The organism is Neisseria sp. P0021.S005, from assembly GCF_051956955.1.
Genome location: NZ_JBQCWY010000025.1, coordinates 1 through 16,871, shown reverse-complemented (window position 1 = coordinate 16,871; position 16,871 = coordinate 1). Strand labels below are relative to the sequence as shown.

Genomic DNA, 16,871 nt, shown 5'->3' with positions numbered 1-16,871 from the left:
AGACGGCCTCTTTGTTTCTTTTATATCAAATGCTTTATCTATCCAGTCTGTCATTTGAAAAGTGCTACAATAGCCGTTTATTTTATTTTTCAGACGGCCTGACAATATGTGCAACCATCATCCCAAACATTCACACGATAATGACACCATCCGCATCCGCGGCGCGCGTACACATAATTTGAAAAATGTCGATTTGGACATTCCGCGCCACAAGCTCGTGGTGGTAACAGGATTGTCAGGCAGCGGCAAATCGTCGCTGGCGTTTGATACTTTATATGCCGAAGGCCAACGCCGTTATGTTGAAAGCCTTTCCGCCTATGCTCGTCAATTTTTGCAGATGATGGACAAACCCGATGTCGATTTGATCGAAGGCCTCTCGCCCGCAATTTCCATCGAGCAAAAATCCACCAGCCACAACCCGCGTTCCACCGTCGGCACGGTAACAGAAATCCACGACTACCTGCGCCTTTTATACGCCCGCGTCGGCACGCCGTATTGCCCCGAACACAACTTGCCGCTATCCAGCCAGACCGTGTCGCAGATGGTCGATGCCGTGTTGAAACTGCCGGAAGACACACGCGTAATGATTCTTGCGCCGGCGGTGCGCGAGCGTAAGGGCGAGTTTGTCGATTTCTTTGCCGACTTGCAGGCTCAGGGCTTTGCGCGTGTACGCGTGGACGACGAGGTCTATCAGCTTGACGAAGTACCGAAGCTGGAAAAAAACATCAAACACAATATCGACGTGGTCATCGACCGCGTGAAAGTGAAGGCGGACATCAAGCAGCGGCTGGCGGAAAGTTTTGAAACTGCATTACGCCACGGCAACGAGCGCGCGCTGGCAATGGAGATGGAAAGCGGCGAAGAACATTGGTTCTCCGCGCGTTTTGCCTGTCCCGTATGCTCATACAGCCTACCCGAATTAGAGCCGCGCCTGTTTTCCTTCAACAACCCGATGGGTTCCTGCCCGACTTGCGACGGCTTGGGCAACACCAACTTTTTCGACTCCGAAAAAGTGGTCGCCCATCCCGAATTATCCTTAGCCGCAGGCGCGATTGACGGCTGGGACAAACGCAACCAATTCTATTTCCAAATGATTCAATCGCTGGCGCATCATTATAAATTTGATGTCAACGCCGCTTGGGAAACCCTACCGGAAAAAGTCAGAAAAGTTGTCTTGCACGGTTCGGGTAAAGAAGTCATCGACTTCACCTACCTGTCCGAACGCGGCACCACCTTCAACCGCAGCCACGCCTTCGAAGGCATCATTCCCAATCTCGAACGCCGCTACCGCGAAACCGACAGCGAAACCGTGCGCGAAAAACTGCGCGAATACCAAAACCACCGCGCCTGCCCGAGCTGCGGCGGCGCACGTTTGCGCAAAGAAGCGCGCTACGTTTACGTCAGCGGCGAACCGTTGCACGAAGTTTCCGCCTGGCCGCTGACCGAAACCCACCAATTCTTTGAAACGCTGGATTTGGACGGCAACAAAAAACAAATCGCCGAAAAAATCCTCAAAGAAATCACCGAGCGGCTCGGCTTCCTGATCAACGTCGGACTGGATTACCTGAATCTCTCCCGCTCCGCCGAAACCCTTTCCGGTGGCGAAGCCCAGCGCATCCGCCTCGCCAGTCAAATCGGCAGCGGACTGACCGGCGTAATGTACGTTTTGGACGAACCCTCCATCGGCCTGCACCAGCGCGACAACGACCGCCTGCTCGCCACACTCAAACGCCTGCGCGATTTGGGCAACAGCGTTATTGTGGTCGAACACGACGAAGACGCCATCCGCGAAGCCGATTTTGTCGTCGATATGGGTCCCGGCGCAGGCGAACACGGCGGCAACGTACTGATTGCCGATACCCCCGAAAACGTCGCCAAATGCGAGCAATCCATTACCGGACAATACCTCAGCGGTAAAAAATCCATTGCCGTGCCGTCTGAACGCACGCCCGTCAATCCCGACCGAATGCTCGTCCTCAAGGGCGCGCGCGGCAACAACCTCAAAAACGTTACCCTCGAACTGCCGCTCGGTTTGATTACCTGCATCACCGGCGTATCCGGCAGCGGCAAATCCACCCTGATTAACGACACCCTCGCCAAAATCACCGCCCGCGAACTCAACCGCGCCCAAGAAGAACCCGCCCCATACGACGACATCCATGGCCTCGAACACCTCGACAAAGTCATCAACGTCGACCAATCCCCCATCGGCCGCACCCCGCGTTCCAACCCCGCCACCTACACCGGCCTGTTCACCCCCATCCGCGAACTCTTCGCCGGTGTACCTCTCTCGCGCGAACGCGGCTACAACGTCGGCAGATTCTCCTTCAACGTCAAAGGCGGCCGCTGCGAAGCCTGCCAAGGCGACGGCGTCATCAAAGTCGAAATGCACTTCCTGCCCGACGTGTACGTCCCCTGCGAAGTCTGCCACGGCAAACGCTACAACCGCGAAACGCTCGAAATCCAATACAAAGGCAAAAACATCAGCCAAGTCCTCGACATGACCGTTGAAGAAGCCCGCGAATTTTTCGACGCCGTTCCCACCGTATCGCGCAAACTGCAAACTCTGATGGACGTAGGCCTCGGTTACATCCGCCTCGGCCAATCCGCCACGACCCTCTCCGGCGGCGAAGCCCAACGCGTCAAACTCGCCTTGGAACTCTCCAAACGCGACACCGGCAGAACGCTCTACATCCTCGACGAACCCACCACCGGCCTGCACTTCGCCGACATCGCCCTATTGCTGGAAGTCATAGGTCGTCTGAAAGGCAAAGGCAACTCGATAGTGATTATCGAGCATAATCTGGATGTGATTAAAACAGCGGATTGGATTGTGGATTTGGGGCCGGAAGGCGGCGATGGTGGTGGTAAAATTATCGCTTCAGGTAGCCCTGAGGAAGTGGCGAGGGTTAAGGGAAGTTATACTGGAAAGTATTTGAAGACAGTTTTATAAAGGAAAATAGCAATGTCTTTTGATAATGATTTTTATAGAGATGAAATTTCTGATATTCAAGATAGCATTAAAGCTCAAGATGCTAAAATTGGTATTCTATGTGTGATTTGCTTTCTGCCAATTAGCCAAGCAACAAACTCTGCTGAGCTAATCACTAAAATATTACAACATTCTTGCTTCGGAAAAATACTAATATTTATCATTGGATTATCTTGGTTTTTATCTATTGGCTCATTATTTTTTGCTCTGTATCCAAGATTTAAGAAAAAGCATCCTACTCTTGCAGAGAAAGAAACGAAAGATCATAATGTTCAACAATTAGAAATTGAATTAAATAACTTATACGATATATTAAAAATTAAAATATCTGCTATTAAAATAGCCTTATGGGCTATTTCATTATTTTGCTTATTATGTCTCCTTGCCATTATATTTTCGATTTAAGGGATGAAAATGACTAGCTATATGAATGATTTTCAGAGAGAAATGATACAAGATTTAATTAATAAACAATTAGATATTGCTGATCAATTTTGGAAAGAAAGTGGATCAAATTTGGAAAATGAAGAATCTAAAAGGCGTGAGCTTGCTTTTGAAAGCCTTAATAAGTCTGAAAGTATAGTTTGTGATAGTGCAGAACCCCTTGATACTAGGTTACCGGGGGTCCCTAAAATTCCTGAATACAAAAGTAGAAATGAAGAATTAATTGCACTAGTTGCTGACATGCGAGACTCAACTAAACATGCAAAAACCCAAATTAATGTACAAGGACAACCTTTTAGTCCTTTGCGCAGAATTTTTCTAGAAACATCAGCCTTATTACCAGCTATAGAAAAAACTATAAACTTTGAAAATGGGGAAGTCACAGAATATCTAGGAGATGGGGTTTTAGGTTTCTTTCAGTTGACAGGAGAAGATGAGGATATTTATAAAGTTAATAGAACAGCTCAAAGGATTATCTTTGATGTCAGAGAATTAGTAAATAATTCAATATCTAACAGATACGGGTTACCTAAAGAAATTCATATAGGTGTTGGATTAGCAAAAAGTCATACTATCATACATGCAATTGGTTTAGATAATAAGAAACATGTAAAAGCGTTTGGTAGTTGCGTATATGATGCAACAAAATTATCATCTGGCCGTAATAAAATTGGTGTTTCTCCTGAAATTCGAAAGATGTGGCCACAAGGAAGGGGAGGTCAGATTCGTTTTAGACCTAAAAACTTCCTAAATATTTTTTCAGGATTTGAAATTACAAATTCAAATGAATAATTATATAAGCAAGCCGTAGCCTGCATACTCAACCGACCGCGTGCGTGGCTGCACCACACACCCTACCTGTGAATTACACGGAACTTCAAAACCAGCGCGTAGGGTGTGTGCGGTACGCACGCACGCGGTTGTTTGATTGATGGCTTTCTGTTGTAAATTAAACTTAGTTAAAACTAACGCTTTCAGACGGCATGAAAAATGGCCGTCTGAAAATTGAAAATATTTCATCTAAAATAACTCTCCTAACTCACAAAACAAAAAACGGATTCCAAATCATTGGAATCCGTTTTTCTGTAAAGCTTAGCCGTATTATTTAGCTTCTTCTTTAGCGTCTTCAGCAGCTTCTTTGGCATCTTCCGCTGCGTCTTTTGCTTCTTCTTTAGCCTCTTCAGCGGCATCTTTGGCTTCTTCGGCTTTTTCTTCAGGAGTTTCTGCAGCAGGAACGCCTTTCAAAGCGTCCAAAGAAGTTTTACAAGTTGCATCACGTTGGTCTGCAGGCAGGTTTTTCAACGCCTCTTTGGTTTGTTCGAAAGATTTTTGCATCATGTCTTTGGTTGCGGCATCTACGTCTTTAGTTGCTTCGGCAAATGCTTTTTCGTACTCGTCACAAACGGCAGAAGAAGATGAGCCTGAACCGCCGCCGCATGCTGACAGGGACAGAGCAGCCAACAAAGCTGCCAATAAAGCTGATGTTTTCATGTGTCTCTCGCTTTTTTTGAATTTGGGTTAAAGGATGTTATATGTTAATTCATTATATTACAGTGTCAAGCATTGTTGTTTAATTTAATTAAAATCATGCAGCTGAAAGAATCAATCTATCTAAAACATGCTAAAGGCCGTCTGAAATTTCAGACGGCCTTTGCTTTTTTTAAGTAATCCTTTTTTCAATGATTACGCCGCTTTACGGTGATAATGTCTGAGCGCATGCTCTTTGCGCCGTCCGCTTGAGAAGGCGGATACTCGCTTCAGATACCCGATGACGCGGGTGCCGTAGTCGATGTCGTGCGAGCCGCAGGCTGAACAGGCGTGCAGGGTGCGTTTATCGATATGGCCGCATTCGTTGCAGATGGTGATGCGCACGTTCACGCAGAAGTAGTTGCAGCCGGTTTGCGCGGCGATGTCCAAGAGCGAGCGGTAGCCGGATTCGGGCAGGGCTTCGTCAAGGTTCAGGTGCAGCGCGGAGCCGCCGTCGAGCCAGTCCACCAGTTCTTTGCCGTGCAGCAGGAATTTGTCGAGCGCGTTGATTTCTTCGTCTTCGACGACGTAGAAATAGGAGTTGTAGCATTCACGGCTGACTTTATAGCCGTCGGCTTTGTCCCATTTGGCGTTTTTCACGCCGAGGTTTTCGGCGGGGACGAACTCAGTGTTGAACTTCACGCCGTAGTGTTTGCTGGCGGCTTGATTGGCTTCAAATATGGTTTTCAGACGGCCTTGGACAAAGTTGATGTAGTCATCGTTGTAGCCGACTTTAATGCCTTGCGATTCGGCGGCTTCCGCCATGCCGTTGATGCCGATGGTGAGGAACTGTTTGTCCAGCGTGATGAAGCCTGCATCGTAAACGGGCAACATGCCGGCGGCTTGGTATTCTTCCATCAGTTTGCGGTAGGCGTATTGGTATTTGTGGATTTTGGCCACTTCGGCGGCAAGGTCGCGCCCGTCTTGCTCCAATCGGTTCATATTGATGGTGATGACGTTGATGGAACCGGTCGCCACGCCGCCTGCGCCGAGGGTATAGCTGAAAGTGCGGTCTTCGATGGCGTTACGCAGACGGCAGCAGGAAGCCAACGAGTCGGGGTTGTCGGAAAGATAGACGAAGAAGGAATTGCCTTCCGCCAACTCTTTCGCCATTTCGTCAGCGAACACGGTGTCTTTGCATTTGCCGCTGTCGGTCAGCATCGCAGCGGTCACGACGGGAAAAGTCAAAACGGCTTTGCTGCGCTCTTGATTAAACCATTTGAGGAAGAAGTTTTGCAGCTTCGCCACGCTCGCCCATACCGGTTTGCTGAAATCGGGAAAGACGAAATCGCCGAACATCGCGTCAAAATAGTATTGATCGTAAACGGAAATGTTCCAAAATACGCTCTGATAGCCGCGTGCGGCGGCGGGCTGGTTGATGCTGTACACCACCTGCTGCATATGGTTGGCAATTTCTTTGCCATGGGTTTCCAAATAATCGTCGCCGTAGTCTTTGCGGGCAAAGTAGTCAAAATAGGTCAGAAATTCCACCGTCGCCACCGCGCCGGCAAATTGCGCGCTAATGGCAAACACAAGATTGATAAACGAGCCGCAAAATGATGCCAAATGTTGTGGCGCTTTGGATTCGCCGCCGAGTTTGCTTAAGCCGTCGAGCAGGAAAGGATACAGCGTAACCGACACACAATAAGGCTTGAGGCTGGTTTCGTCGTGCACATAAATCTCATGCGCCTCAATCTGGCGGATGTATTCGTCGGCGACGGATTGGTCGAAAATTTCGGCGATTTTGCGCGATACTTGGGCGCGGTTAATCTGCACGAAAAAGTCTTTCATGATTTCCGCTTCCATCGTGGCGATGTTTTTCTGGGTAACGTTGGCATTGGCGTCTATTTTCGAGCCGTCCGCCGCGTTTTGCGCGCTGATGTAGTCGCGCATGAATTGTAGTTTTCCGTTTAACTGTTCGGGATGCAGCCGAATCATGTTAATTCTCCTGTATGGTTTGGATGATTTATTAAACAATGACGGTTGGGCCGTCTGAAACATCGCTGTCAGCGAATACAATAAATTCAATTTAAATCAGTGCAATACAGCATTGAGCTAAATTGAAGCCACTGGAAAAACTTTAGGCGCAGGTTTGTCTTTGATAAACAATCGGTTCAACACTTCGCCCGTACGCAAATCGATAAACTTCTGGTTGGTGGTCGGGCTGTCCAAGCCGCCCAGTTCCATCTGCCAGCGGCCGGTTTTCAGATACGTCAGATAAGGCAGGATGCCGTCTGAAACCGCCTCCAGCTCCTCACGCTCCAGGCCTGTGTACAAACAGGCTTTCAAACCCGCCTGTGTCACGATGCCCAACATTTTCTGCAAGGCTTCCGGCTGCCATTCTCCGCCCATAAACAACACGCATGTGATCAATCCGTGATAGCGTTTCAGACGGCCTTTTAAATAATCCTCGGTCAATTCCGTGCCGATGCCCTCTTTCCACGTATCGGCACTATGACAGCCTTTACAACGCAGCGGACAACCGGAAAACAGAAACGCCAGCGACACTTCGCCCGGCACTTCCTGCCATACAATTTGCTCGATTGTAAATTTCAAACCGCTCATTGCAATGCCATAAAACACAATATATGGTGTGCATTAAAACACAATACTACTAGATATGGTATTTTATTTAACAATCCATCTTTATTTTGTAATAGCTTTTTATAATTTGATAGATTGTAAATTTCAATAATTACATCTACATGGCTCCATTGATAAAGGCCGTCTGAAAACAATTTCAGTATATTAATATAAAAAAAGAAAAGCAAACTCCGTTATAACAAAGACGGTTTTAACAAATAAAAAAAGGCCGTCTGAAATCATCTTTCAGACGGCCTCTATTTCAGGTTTTAGCCCCGATTCGAGCCTTTAACCATATCCATCAAAAACAATCGGCAATCCAAATTACCGTTAAACAGCGGAATCTTACGCTTCGGAGAAAGGCGCATAAATTTCGGCATATCTCGATCGCCGGTAAACATTCCGGCAAGCCAGCCTGCGTAATGCTGTTTCAACCATGTGCCCAGTTGCGGATAAAGCGCCTGTAAAGCCTGAATTTCTGCAAGGCGCACGCCATAAGGTGGATTGGAAATCATAATGCCGTGTTCGCCGTTCGGTCGCGCAGCCTGCGCATCTTGCACGTCAAAGCGGATGAAATTATCCACTTCGGCGGCTTGGGCATTGGCCAATGCGGCACGAATCATATAACGGTCGTTGTCGCTGCCGGAAATTGGCGCGGCGGCCGGTTTGATTTGTTTTTCAGCCTCACGGCGCAGGGCTTGCCATTTTTCTTTGTCGAAGTTTTGCAGTTTTTCAAAACCGAAACGACGCATCAAGCCCGGCGCACGGTGTGTCGCAATCCATGCTGCCTCAATGGCAATCGTGCCACTGCCGCAAAACGGGTCTTGGAAAGGCTGCGTACCGTCATAGCCTGCCAAAAGCAGCAAACCTGCCGCCAAGTTCTCTCTCAATGGCGCTTCGCCGGTATCCTGACGATAGCCGCGTTTGAAGAGTGCTTCGCCGGAAGTATCGATAAAGATTTCCACGTTGCGCTCATCGATAAAGGCATGAATGCGGATATCGGGGTTGATTTTACCCACGCTCGGACGCGCATCATAAATATCGCGGAATGCATCGCAGACGGCATCTTTGATTTTCAAACCGACAAAATCCAAGCTTTTCACATTGGCGCGCTTGCCTTCGACTTTGACTTTAAAGGTCTGCTCCAGCTTAAACCAACCCGTCCAATGCAGATTTCGTGCGAGTTTGTAGATATCGTGTTCGTTGCGATAACCGCCTTTAGTCAAACGCAGTAAAACACGGCTGGCAACGCGCGAATGCAGGTTGATGCAATACACCTGCTCCATCGTGCCTTTACATGCCACACCGCCGTCAACAGCACGTATATCCTGACATGCCATGCTTTCGAGTTCTTGCGTCAAAGGCGCTTCCAAACCGCGAGGACAAGTGATAAAAAGTGAATAAACCGTCATATAAAACCTTTCCGGGTAGGGCTATCCGAACCACTCGGATAACAAATAAAAACAATATTATAGCCGAAAACCAAAAGGCCGTCTGAAACTTCAGACGGCCTTTGAATAAAGCTTGCTTAGTGCTCCAAACTATCGGTTTCCACCTTAACCGCTTTATCGGTTTTATCCTCCGGCAAAACCAAGTTCAACAATACTGCCATAATACCGCCTGCGGAAATTGAGTTTTGGAACAATACCGGCAGGTTTTTGAACACTTCCGGCTCAAATGCCACGCCCAAACCCAAACCGACAGAAGTCGCCGCGATAACTGCTTCACGACGGCGAATACCGTGGCTGACCAAAATCCGCACGCCGGCAATCGCAATCAGGCCAAACATCAACACCATCGCGCCACCCAAAACAGGACTCGGAATCGTAGTAAACGCGCGGCCGATGACGGGGAACAAACCCAACAATACCAAAATCGCCGCAATATATTTGCCCACATGACGCGAAGCCACGCCGGTCATTTGAATCACGCCGTTATTTTGCGCAAACGTGGTTAAAGGCAAAGAGCCCAACGCAGTCGCAATTACAGAAACCAAACCATCTGCCAATACGCCACCGCGCAGACGTTTGGTGTATTCCTCACCCTCAATCGGCTGCTCGGAGACCATCGCAGTCGCCGTCAAATCGCCCACTGCTTCAAATACGCTCAACAGGAAAATCGCACCGGCAACGATAAACGCGTGCCAATCAAATGCGAAACCATATTTAAACGGAACAGGCAGGGTAATCAGCGGCAGGTTTTGCAGGGCGGAAAAATCTACTTTGCCCAAAAACAGCGCAACAATATAACCGACAATCAAACCCACCGCGATGCCGCTCATACGCAGCAATGGGTTTTTCAAGCAGTTGAAAACCAATACAATCAGCAACACCAGCGATGCCAGACCTAAGTTTTCCATCGAACCGAACGTACCGTCTGCTTTCGCACCGAAGCCGCCGCCAAAGTCAGTAATGCCGACATGCACCAAGCTCAAGCCGATCAACATGACGACCACGCCGCTTACAGTCGGCGTAATCACTTTTTTCAGATAAGGCAAAAGCCAAGCGGAGAAGCACACCAAAAACGCGCCAACAAAGGACACGCCCAAGAGCGTTGAAATCATCACATCTTTAGTCAAGCCGCCCTCTTTCATACCGGTACCGAGCGCAATCATCACGGTAACAAAAGAGAAGTTGACCGACTGAATCGACAACATACCCGAACCGACCGGCCCGAAACGGTTAACCTGCAAATAAGTGCCGACACCTGAAGCCACCATCGCCATCGACACCAAATAAGCCGTCATTTCAACCGGCAGCTCCAACGCCCCGCCGACAATCAATGCCGGAGTAATCATCGGGACAAAAATCGCCAGAAGGTGCGTAACCGCACTCAACAACGCATTCCCAAACGGCGGCTTGTCTTCCAAACCATAAACCAAATCAAGCGATTCCGCCTGTTTTTCAGTCATTCCGGCCATGTTGAACCTTCTCTCAAGAATCGTTAAAAAATATTAAGATGCGTATTTTAACCAATTTGAAATGTATCAGCAAATTCAAAACCATCAGGCCGTCTGAAAGTTCCGCCCAGCCGTTTTCAGACGGCCTCAAACCGCCTTAACACATTTTAATTCTTGACATCATTTTTCTACCTAAAAACAAACAAACCAATGATTTAAAAATGTATTATTCATTAAGATAATGACAAGTCACCATTAAACAGCAAAGCCTCATAGCGGATATGTTTCACACAAACAACAAAGTAAGCTACAATCCACTGCATAATTCACCCACACCATAAAATTAAAGGTTTCCGTATGTTAAAAGGCAGTCTGGTTGCCCTGATTACTCCGATGAATCAAGACGGCAGCATCAACTACGAACAACTTCACGACTTAATCGACTGGCACATTGAAAACGGCACCGACGGTATCGTCGCAGTCGGCACCACCGGCGAGTCAGCCACCCTGCCTGTCGAAGAACATTTGGCCGTTATTGAAGCCACTGTCAAACACGTCAACAAGCGCGTTCCCGTTATCGCCGGTACAGGCGCCAACAATACTGTCGAAGCCATCGCCCTTTCCAAAGCCGCCGAGCAAGCCGGTGCGGACTACACCTTATCTGTTGTTCCCTACTACAACAAACCTTCGCAAGAAGGCATTTACCAACATTTCAAAGCCATCGCCGAAGCCACTTCGATTCCGATGGTTATCTATAATGTTCCCGGCCGTACCGTCGTCAGCATGAGCAACGACACTATTTTGCGTTTGGCCGAGATTCCGAATATCGTCGGCGTGAAAGAAGCCAGCGGCAATATCGGTAACAACATCGAATTGATCAACAGCGTTCCTGAAGGTTTTGCAGTATTCTCCGGCGATGACCCTACCGGCCTGCCTTTCATGCTGTGTGGCGGTCATGGCGTGGTAACCGTTGCAGCCAACGTTGCACCGAAACTCTTTGCCGATATGTGCCGAGCCGCCCTTGAGGGCGATATTGCGACCGCCCGTCGTCTAAACGAGCAACTTATCCCAATTTATAACACCATGTTCTGCGAGCCCAGCCCGGCCGCGCCCAAATGGGGCCTGAGCTTATTGGGCAAATGCGAACCCCATGTTCGCCTGCCTTTGGTAGCACTGACCGAAGCCGGTCAAGCCAAAGTCCGAGCCGCTCTGGAAAAATCAGGACAAATCTGATCCGGAAATAAGGCCGTCTGAATCCCAAACACCCTTTTTCAGACGGCCTCCCTGTTAAGAACTCCATCCACAGGAAAACAAGATGACCTATATTAAACCCATCGTAGTAGCCCTCGCCCTGATTAGCATGACTGCCTGTTCCGGCAGCAAAAAAGAACAACCCAAACTCGACTATCAAAGTCAATCTCACCGCCTAGTCAAACTGGAAGTACCACCTGATTTGAACAACCCAGACCAAGGCAACCTCTATCAATTACCGGCAGGCAGCGGCGCCGTCCGCGCCAGCGATTTCAACAAACGCCGCACCCAAGCCGTACAGCAGCCTGCAAATGCAGAAGTCTTGAAATCCGTTAAAGGCGTACGCCTTGAGCGTGACGGCAACCAACGCTGGTTGGTTGTCGAAGGCAAATCGCCTCGCGAAATTTGGCCTTTGCTGAAAGTGTTCTGGCAAGAAAACGGTTTCGACATCAAATCTGAAGAACCGGCCATCGGCCAAATGGAAACCGAGTGGGCTGAAAACCGAGCCAAAATCCCTCAAGACAGCCTGCGCCGTCTGCTGGATAAAGTCGGCTTGGGCGGCATCTACTCTACCAGCGAACGCGACAAGTTCATCATCCGCATCGAACAAGGTAAAAACGGTTCGACCGACATCTTCTTCGCCCACAAAGGCATGAAAGAAGTTTATGCCGACCGTAAAAAAGACACTACGATGTGGCAGCCAAGCGAGAGCGACCCTAACCTCGAAGCCGCATTCCTCGCCCGCTTTATGCAATATTTGGGCGTTGACGGTCAGCAAGCCGAACAAGCTCTGACCCAAAGCGTTGCCGCCCGCAGCAATGCTTCTGAATTGGCGCGTGTGGACAATGGCACTCTGTTGCTGGCAGGCGATTACGGCCGCAACTGGCGCCGTACCGCCCTTGCGCTTGACCGCATCGGCCTGACTGTTATCGGTCAAAATGCCGAACGCCGCGCCTTCTTGGTTCAACAAGCGCCAACCGAAGGCGAAGCAGTTGCCAATAAAAAACCGGGCCTGTTCAAACGCGTATTTGGCAAAGGCAAAGCAGAAGCGCCAAAAACGTACCCTGAAATCATCGTGTATGTTGAGCCTATCAACAATGGCGCACGCCTCCATCTGTTGAACAAAGACGGCAGCCCATACAAAGGCAGCGATGCCTCCACATTGTTGAGCCGCCTGCACACAGAATTGCGTTAATCAGTTATTCAAATTAAGGCCGTCTGAAATATTCAGACGGCCTTTTTAACGAATCCGGCATGGTTTCAAATTCCCAATCTGACGTTATAATCAGAACATTTTTCCCCCTTACCCAAGCTGCCATGACCCGACAAAAAGCCTATCTGCTCCTGACCGCCCTGTTTACCCTGATGTTTATCGTACTGATTCTGTTGGGCGCTTATCTTCTAAGCATTCACAGCAAACAATTTGCCGTTGCCACCTTTCTGTTTGCCTTTGCCGCCGTTTTTGCCCAAATCGGCAGCCTTGCCCTTTACATCCGCCACAAAGCACGCGCACAAATTGCTCGTATGCAGCAAACCGAAAACCATTAAGGAAAAACCATGTTTGAAAAAATCGTCCTTGCCAGTGGCAACGCAGGCAAACTCAAAGAATTTTCCCGCCTCTTTGCCGACTTAAACATCGAAGTCCTGCCGCAATCGCAGTTCAATACGCCCGAATGTCCCGAACCGTACCATACCTTTGTTGAAAATGCCCTGGCTAAAGCACGTCATGCCGCCAAATACAGCGGCTTACCGGCACTTGCCGACGACTCCGGCATCTGCACCAACGCCTTAAACGGCGCACCCGGCATTTTCTCCGCACGTTATGCAGGCGAAAACCCTAAATCCGATGCCGCAAACAACGCCAAACTCTCTGCCGATCTTGCCGATAAAGACGATAAAAGCTGCTACTACGTCTGCGTACTCGTCCTCGTCCGCCACGAAAACGACCCGCAACCCATTATCGCCGAAGGCATCTGGCGCGGACAATGGCAGGCAGAAGCAGCCGGCACAAACGGCTTCGGCTACGACCCGCATTTCTATCTGGCCGAACACGGTTGCACCGCTGCCGAGCTTGATCCTGAAATCAAAAATGCCGAAAGCCACCGCGCCCAAGCTTTGCGTGAATTGTTAAGAAAAATCGAATCCTTATAAATCAATAACAGGCCGTCTGAAACCTTCAGACGGCCTACCTCACATTCATTCCCATGCCCAAACCCTCGCCTGAAGAATTGGCAGCCTTTGCAAAACACGTCGCTGCCTTCATCCCAACCACACCTGACGAACTTCTGCAACTCATTGATAGTCAAGAAACTGCTATCGTCTTTTTAGGCAAACCAAGCTGTTCATACTGTCGCCGTTTTGTTGCAAAACTATTTACCGTTTCCTTAAACAAGCAGCTTACTATCCGCTTTACAGACAGCAGCAACAAAGCAGCTTTAAAGACTTTTCGTGAACAACACGGCATCAAAACTGTTCCCGCATTACTCAACATCTCACAAGGCAAAATAAAATTTGTCTGCAATTCCAAATTATCAGAAGAAGAAATTGAAGCTTTTTTGAGCGCTTAGACTGCGCAAATTTCCTACTGATTACTTTCCCGGCCGACATTTCAGTTAAAATAACGGCCTAAAAATTTCAGACGGCCTTGAGCCTCAACACATACCATGACCCAAATCACTTTCCAACGCCCCGGCCAGCTAACCGCCCTGCCTCCTTTATCACTCTATATCCATATTCCTTGGTGCATCAAAAAATGTCCATATTGCGACTTCAATTCCCACAGCCTGAAAAACGGCCTGCCGGAAGAAGCCTATATCGATGCCCTATTAACCGACTTGCAGCTTGAGTTACCCAATATTTGGGGCAGACCGATAGAAACGATATTCTTCGGCGGCGGCACACCCAGCCTGTTTCAAGCGGAATCAATTGACCGTTTGTTAAGTGGCGTGCGTTCGCTGTTGCGCTTGCAACCCGAAGCGGAAATTACTTTAGAAGCGAACCCCGGCACATTTGAAATTGAGAAGTTTCAAGGATTTAAAGACGCAGGTATTACGCGCCTATCTATCGGCGTACAAAGTTTTAACGACGATATGCTTGCTCGATTGGGACGCGTTCACAACGGCAAAGAAGCACTGACAGCCATTGATACTGCATTGAAATTATTTGATAAAGTCAATATTGATTTGATGTATGCCCTGCCAAACCAAACGGTTCAGACGGCCCTAAACGATGTGCAAACCGCTATTGCAACAGGCGTATCGCATATCAGCGCATATCATCTGACAATGGAACCGAACACGCCTTTCGGTCATACGCCGCCAAAAGGATTACCGCAAGATGAAGCGGCGTTGGATATTGAAGATGCTGTACACGGTGCATTAGAAAGCGCAGGCTTTATCCACTACGAAACATCGGCTTTTGCAAAACCTGGTATGCAGTGCCGCCATAATTTGAACTACTGGCAGTTTGGCGATTACTTAGGCATAGGTGCAGGCGCACACGGCAAAATTTCCTATCCCGACCGTATCGAGCGAACTGTCCGCCGTCGCCATCCCAACGACTATCTTGCCGCTATGCAGGGCAATCCGCATGAAGCAGTTGAGCACAAAACCGTTGCTTCCGAAGACCTTCCATTCGAGTTCATGATGAACGCCCTGCGCCTGACCGATGGCGTACCTGCTGCAATGTTGCAGGAACGTACCGGCGTCCCCACTGCAAAAATCATGGCTCAAATCGAAACCGCCAGACAAAAAGGCCTGCTTGAATCAGATCCGACCGTGTTCCGCCCGACCGAGCAAGGCCGTTTGTTCTTAAACGACTTGTTACAGTGTTTTTTATAAGTGCTTTTTTACAACAGTTAAAACATTTTTAGATTTGCTTAATTTACGACAAGAAAATACAATCTGAATAATTGTTGGGAACGACCAACCCCGGCGATTATCCACTACTCCTAATCCTACATTAAGGACAAAACAATGAAAAAAGTTCTGGTAACACTGATTGCTCTTTCCCTGCCTACATTTGCATTGGCTGATGCAACCAAAGGTTTTTATGTTCAAGCTGATGCTGGTTATTCTACTGTTAAGATTAAAGACAACTCTGGTGAAGAGGAATTCTCTGATAAAGCAAAAGGCTTTAGCCCTCGTCTATCTGCTGGTTATGATTTTGGTGACTTCCGTGTTGCAGCAGACTATACACATCATAAATCTATTGAAAGAGGTGAATACGAGGATGACAGTCACTTATATTACAAACTGAAATTTCAAAGTATTGGCGTTTCAGCAATCTATGACTTCAATACTAATACACCTGTTAAGCCCTACGTTGGTGCTCGTTTAGGTATTAATCGCGTTTCATTAAATTCTGATGAAGCCGACCCTGGTTTTCACTATACAGAACATTCACGAAAAACCAAAATGGGTATTGGTGCATTGGCTGGTGTAAGCTACGAAGTAACGCCTAATGTTGCTTTAGATGCTGGCTATCGCTACAACTATTGGGGCAATTTTGAAGAGACCAAAATTCAATCCCACGAAGTATCTGCCGGTGTACGCGTAAAATTCTAATTTTTAAATATTTGGTATAAAGCAACGATCGCTTCATACATCAAGTAACAAAAGGCCGTTTGAAACCTATTTCTCAGGATTTCAGACGGCCTTTAAGTTTTTTAAATATGTCTAACTTTTTGCTGCTTTTATTTTTTCTGCAAACCACAGTGCCGCAGCCGTACCTGCCATATCGGCAATGCCGTCCGCGATCGAACCTTGGCGCGTAGCAGTCAGAAATGCCTGAGCCAGCTCGCTTCCTATGGCAAACAATAAAGCGGCAAACAGAATGCCTTTATAGGGAATAGTCCTATTGTCTTGAATAAATATTTTTGCACACAACCATGCCTGACCGAAGAACAGCCCGAAATGGCCGACTTTATCAAAATGAGGGAATGGTGGAGCGCTATTGCCGCCCTCTTTGAAAAGTAAGGCATAAATGGCGGCGGCAAACCAAATCAAGGCAGCGACAGTAAATTTGTTTAACGGCAAGGCTTTCATTTATCGGCCTCTTCATCCAACCATGTTTGGCAGATATCTGCCAAGCGGACAAATTTCCCACCCCGCGCCTTCAAAATATCACGCCATTGTGCCACTTCTTCTGCATCCGGGGCATCTTCAATACTGCATT

General features: G+C 48.2%; 17 protein-coding genes. 10 read left to right on the top strand and 7 right to left on the bottom strand.

The features are described 5' to 3' along the window. The first annotated feature begins 106 nt into the window (after positions 1–106). From uvrA to ACTHUE_RS02975, 3 genes are read left to right on the top strand one after another with little or no spacing between them, the layout of a single operon-like run. Complete coding sequence (gene uvrA / locus ACTHUE_RS02985; RefSeq protein WP_440361171.1) at positions 107–2,953, top strand: excinuclease ABC subunit UvrA; 2,847 nt, start codon at positions 107–109, stop codon at positions 2,951–2,953. A 12-nt stretch (positions 2,954–2,965) separates the two neighbouring features. Beyond that, positions 2,966–3,397, top strand: a complete 432-nt coding sequence (locus tag ACTHUE_RS02980; RefSeq protein ID WP_314376869.1) for a hypothetical protein — start codon at positions 2,966–2,968, stop codon at positions 3,395–3,397. A 9-nt stretch (positions 3,398–3,406) separates the two neighbouring features. Then, positions 3,407–4,228 carry a hypothetical protein gene (locus tag ACTHUE_RS02975; RefSeq protein WP_314765940.1) on the top strand — a complete coding sequence of 274 codons (822 nt, stop codon included), beginning with the start codon at positions 3,407–3,409 and terminating at the stop codon, positions 4,226–4,228. Here the strand turns inward: ACTHUE_RS02975 and ACTHUE_RS02970 are convergent, their stop codons facing one another. The 6 genes from ACTHUE_RS02970 to ACTHUE_RS02945 all read right to left on the bottom strand — a co-directional run bounded on the left by ACTHUE_RS02970 (position 4,229) and on the right by ACTHUE_RS02945 (position 10,466). Next, positions 4,229–4,456, bottom strand: coding sequence for a hypothetical protein (locus tag ACTHUE_RS02970; RefSeq protein ID WP_440360786.1), 228 nt, complete (start codon positions 4,454–4,456; stop codon positions 4,229–4,231). 81 nt (positions 4,457–4,537) lie between these two features. Next, a complete protein-coding gene (locus ACTHUE_RS02965) occupies positions 4,538–4,927 on the bottom strand; it encodes a DUF5339 family protein (protein ID WP_070504841.1) in 390 nt (129 codons plus the stop codon). A gap of 192 nt (positions 4,928–5,119) precedes the next feature. Beyond that, entirely contained in the window at positions 5,120–6,964 is a 1,845-nt protein-coding gene (nrdD, locus tag ACTHUE_RS02960) for an anaerobic ribonucleoside-triphosphate reductase (protein WP_440361192.1), read from the bottom strand. A gap of 54 nt (positions 6,965–7,018) precedes the next feature. Then, positions 7,019–7,528, bottom strand: a complete 510-nt coding sequence (gene nrdG, locus ACTHUE_RS02955; RefSeq protein WP_440361172.1) for an anaerobic ribonucleoside-triphosphate reductase activating protein — start codon at positions 7,526–7,528, stop codon at positions 7,019–7,021. 287 nt (positions 7,529–7,815) lie between these two features. Continuing rightward, positions 7,816–8,958, bottom strand: coding sequence for a THUMP domain-containing class I SAM-dependent RNA methyltransferase (locus ACTHUE_RS02950; RefSeq protein WP_440361173.1), 1,143 nt, complete (start codon positions 8,956–8,958; stop codon positions 7,816–7,818). Between the two features lie 116 nt (positions 8,959–9,074). Next, a complete protein-coding gene (locus ACTHUE_RS02945) occupies positions 9,075–10,466 on the bottom strand; it encodes a nucleobase:cation symporter-2 family protein (RefSeq protein WP_004519768.1) in 1,392 nt (463 codons plus the stop codon). 336 nt (positions 10,467–10,802) lie between these two features. Between ACTHUE_RS02945 and dapA the strand changes: the two genes are divergently transcribed. From dapA to ACTHUE_RS02910, 7 genes are all read left to right on the top strand, one after another. Next, positions 10,803–11,678 carry a 4-hydroxy-tetrahydrodipicolinate synthase gene (gene dapA, locus ACTHUE_RS02940; protein WP_004519769.1) on the top strand — a complete coding sequence of 292 codons (876 nt, stop codon included), beginning with the start codon at positions 10,803–10,805 and terminating at the stop codon, positions 11,676–11,678. Positions 11,679–11,760: 82 nt separating this feature from the next. Continuing rightward, entirely contained in the window at positions 11,761–12,891 is a 1,131-nt protein-coding gene (bamC, locus tag ACTHUE_RS02935; RefSeq protein WP_004519770.1) for an outer membrane protein assembly factor BamC, read from the top strand. 122 nt (positions 12,892–13,013) lie between these two features. Continuing rightward, positions 13,014–13,244, top strand: a complete 231-nt coding sequence (locus ACTHUE_RS02930; protein ID WP_039862168.1) for an NGO_0222 family membrane protein — start codon at positions 13,014–13,016, stop codon at positions 13,242–13,244. Between the two features lie 9 nt (positions 13,245–13,253). Next, a complete protein-coding gene (gene rdgB / locus ACTHUE_RS02925; protein WP_004519772.1) occupies positions 13,254–13,847 on the top strand; it encodes an RdgB/HAM1 family non-canonical purine NTP pyrophosphatase in 594 nt (197 codons plus the stop codon). A 53-nt stretch (positions 13,848–13,900) separates the two neighbouring features. Next, a complete protein-coding gene (locus tag ACTHUE_RS02920; protein ID WP_004519773.1) occupies positions 13,901–14,263 on the top strand; it encodes a hypothetical protein in 363 nt (120 codons plus the stop codon). 96 nt (positions 14,264–14,359) lie between these two features. After that, positions 14,360–15,535 (top strand): radical SAM family heme chaperone HemW, encoded by a 1,176-nt coding sequence (hemW, locus tag ACTHUE_RS02915; protein ID WP_004519774.1) that lies wholly within the window; start codon positions 14,360–14,362, stop codon positions 15,533–15,535. 135 nt (positions 15,536–15,670) lie between these two features. Further along, entirely contained in the window at positions 15,671–16,261 is a 591-nt protein-coding gene (locus tag ACTHUE_RS02910; RefSeq protein ID WP_049336597.1) for an opacity family porin, read from the top strand. A 111-nt stretch (positions 16,262–16,372) separates the two neighbouring features. Here the strand turns inward: ACTHUE_RS02910 and ACTHUE_RS02905 are convergent, their stop codons facing one another. Then, entirely contained in the window at positions 16,373–16,741 is a 369-nt protein-coding gene (locus tag ACTHUE_RS02905) for a VanZ family protein (protein ID WP_004519776.1), read from the bottom strand. Between the last annotated feature and the right edge of the window lie 130 nt (positions 16,742–16,871).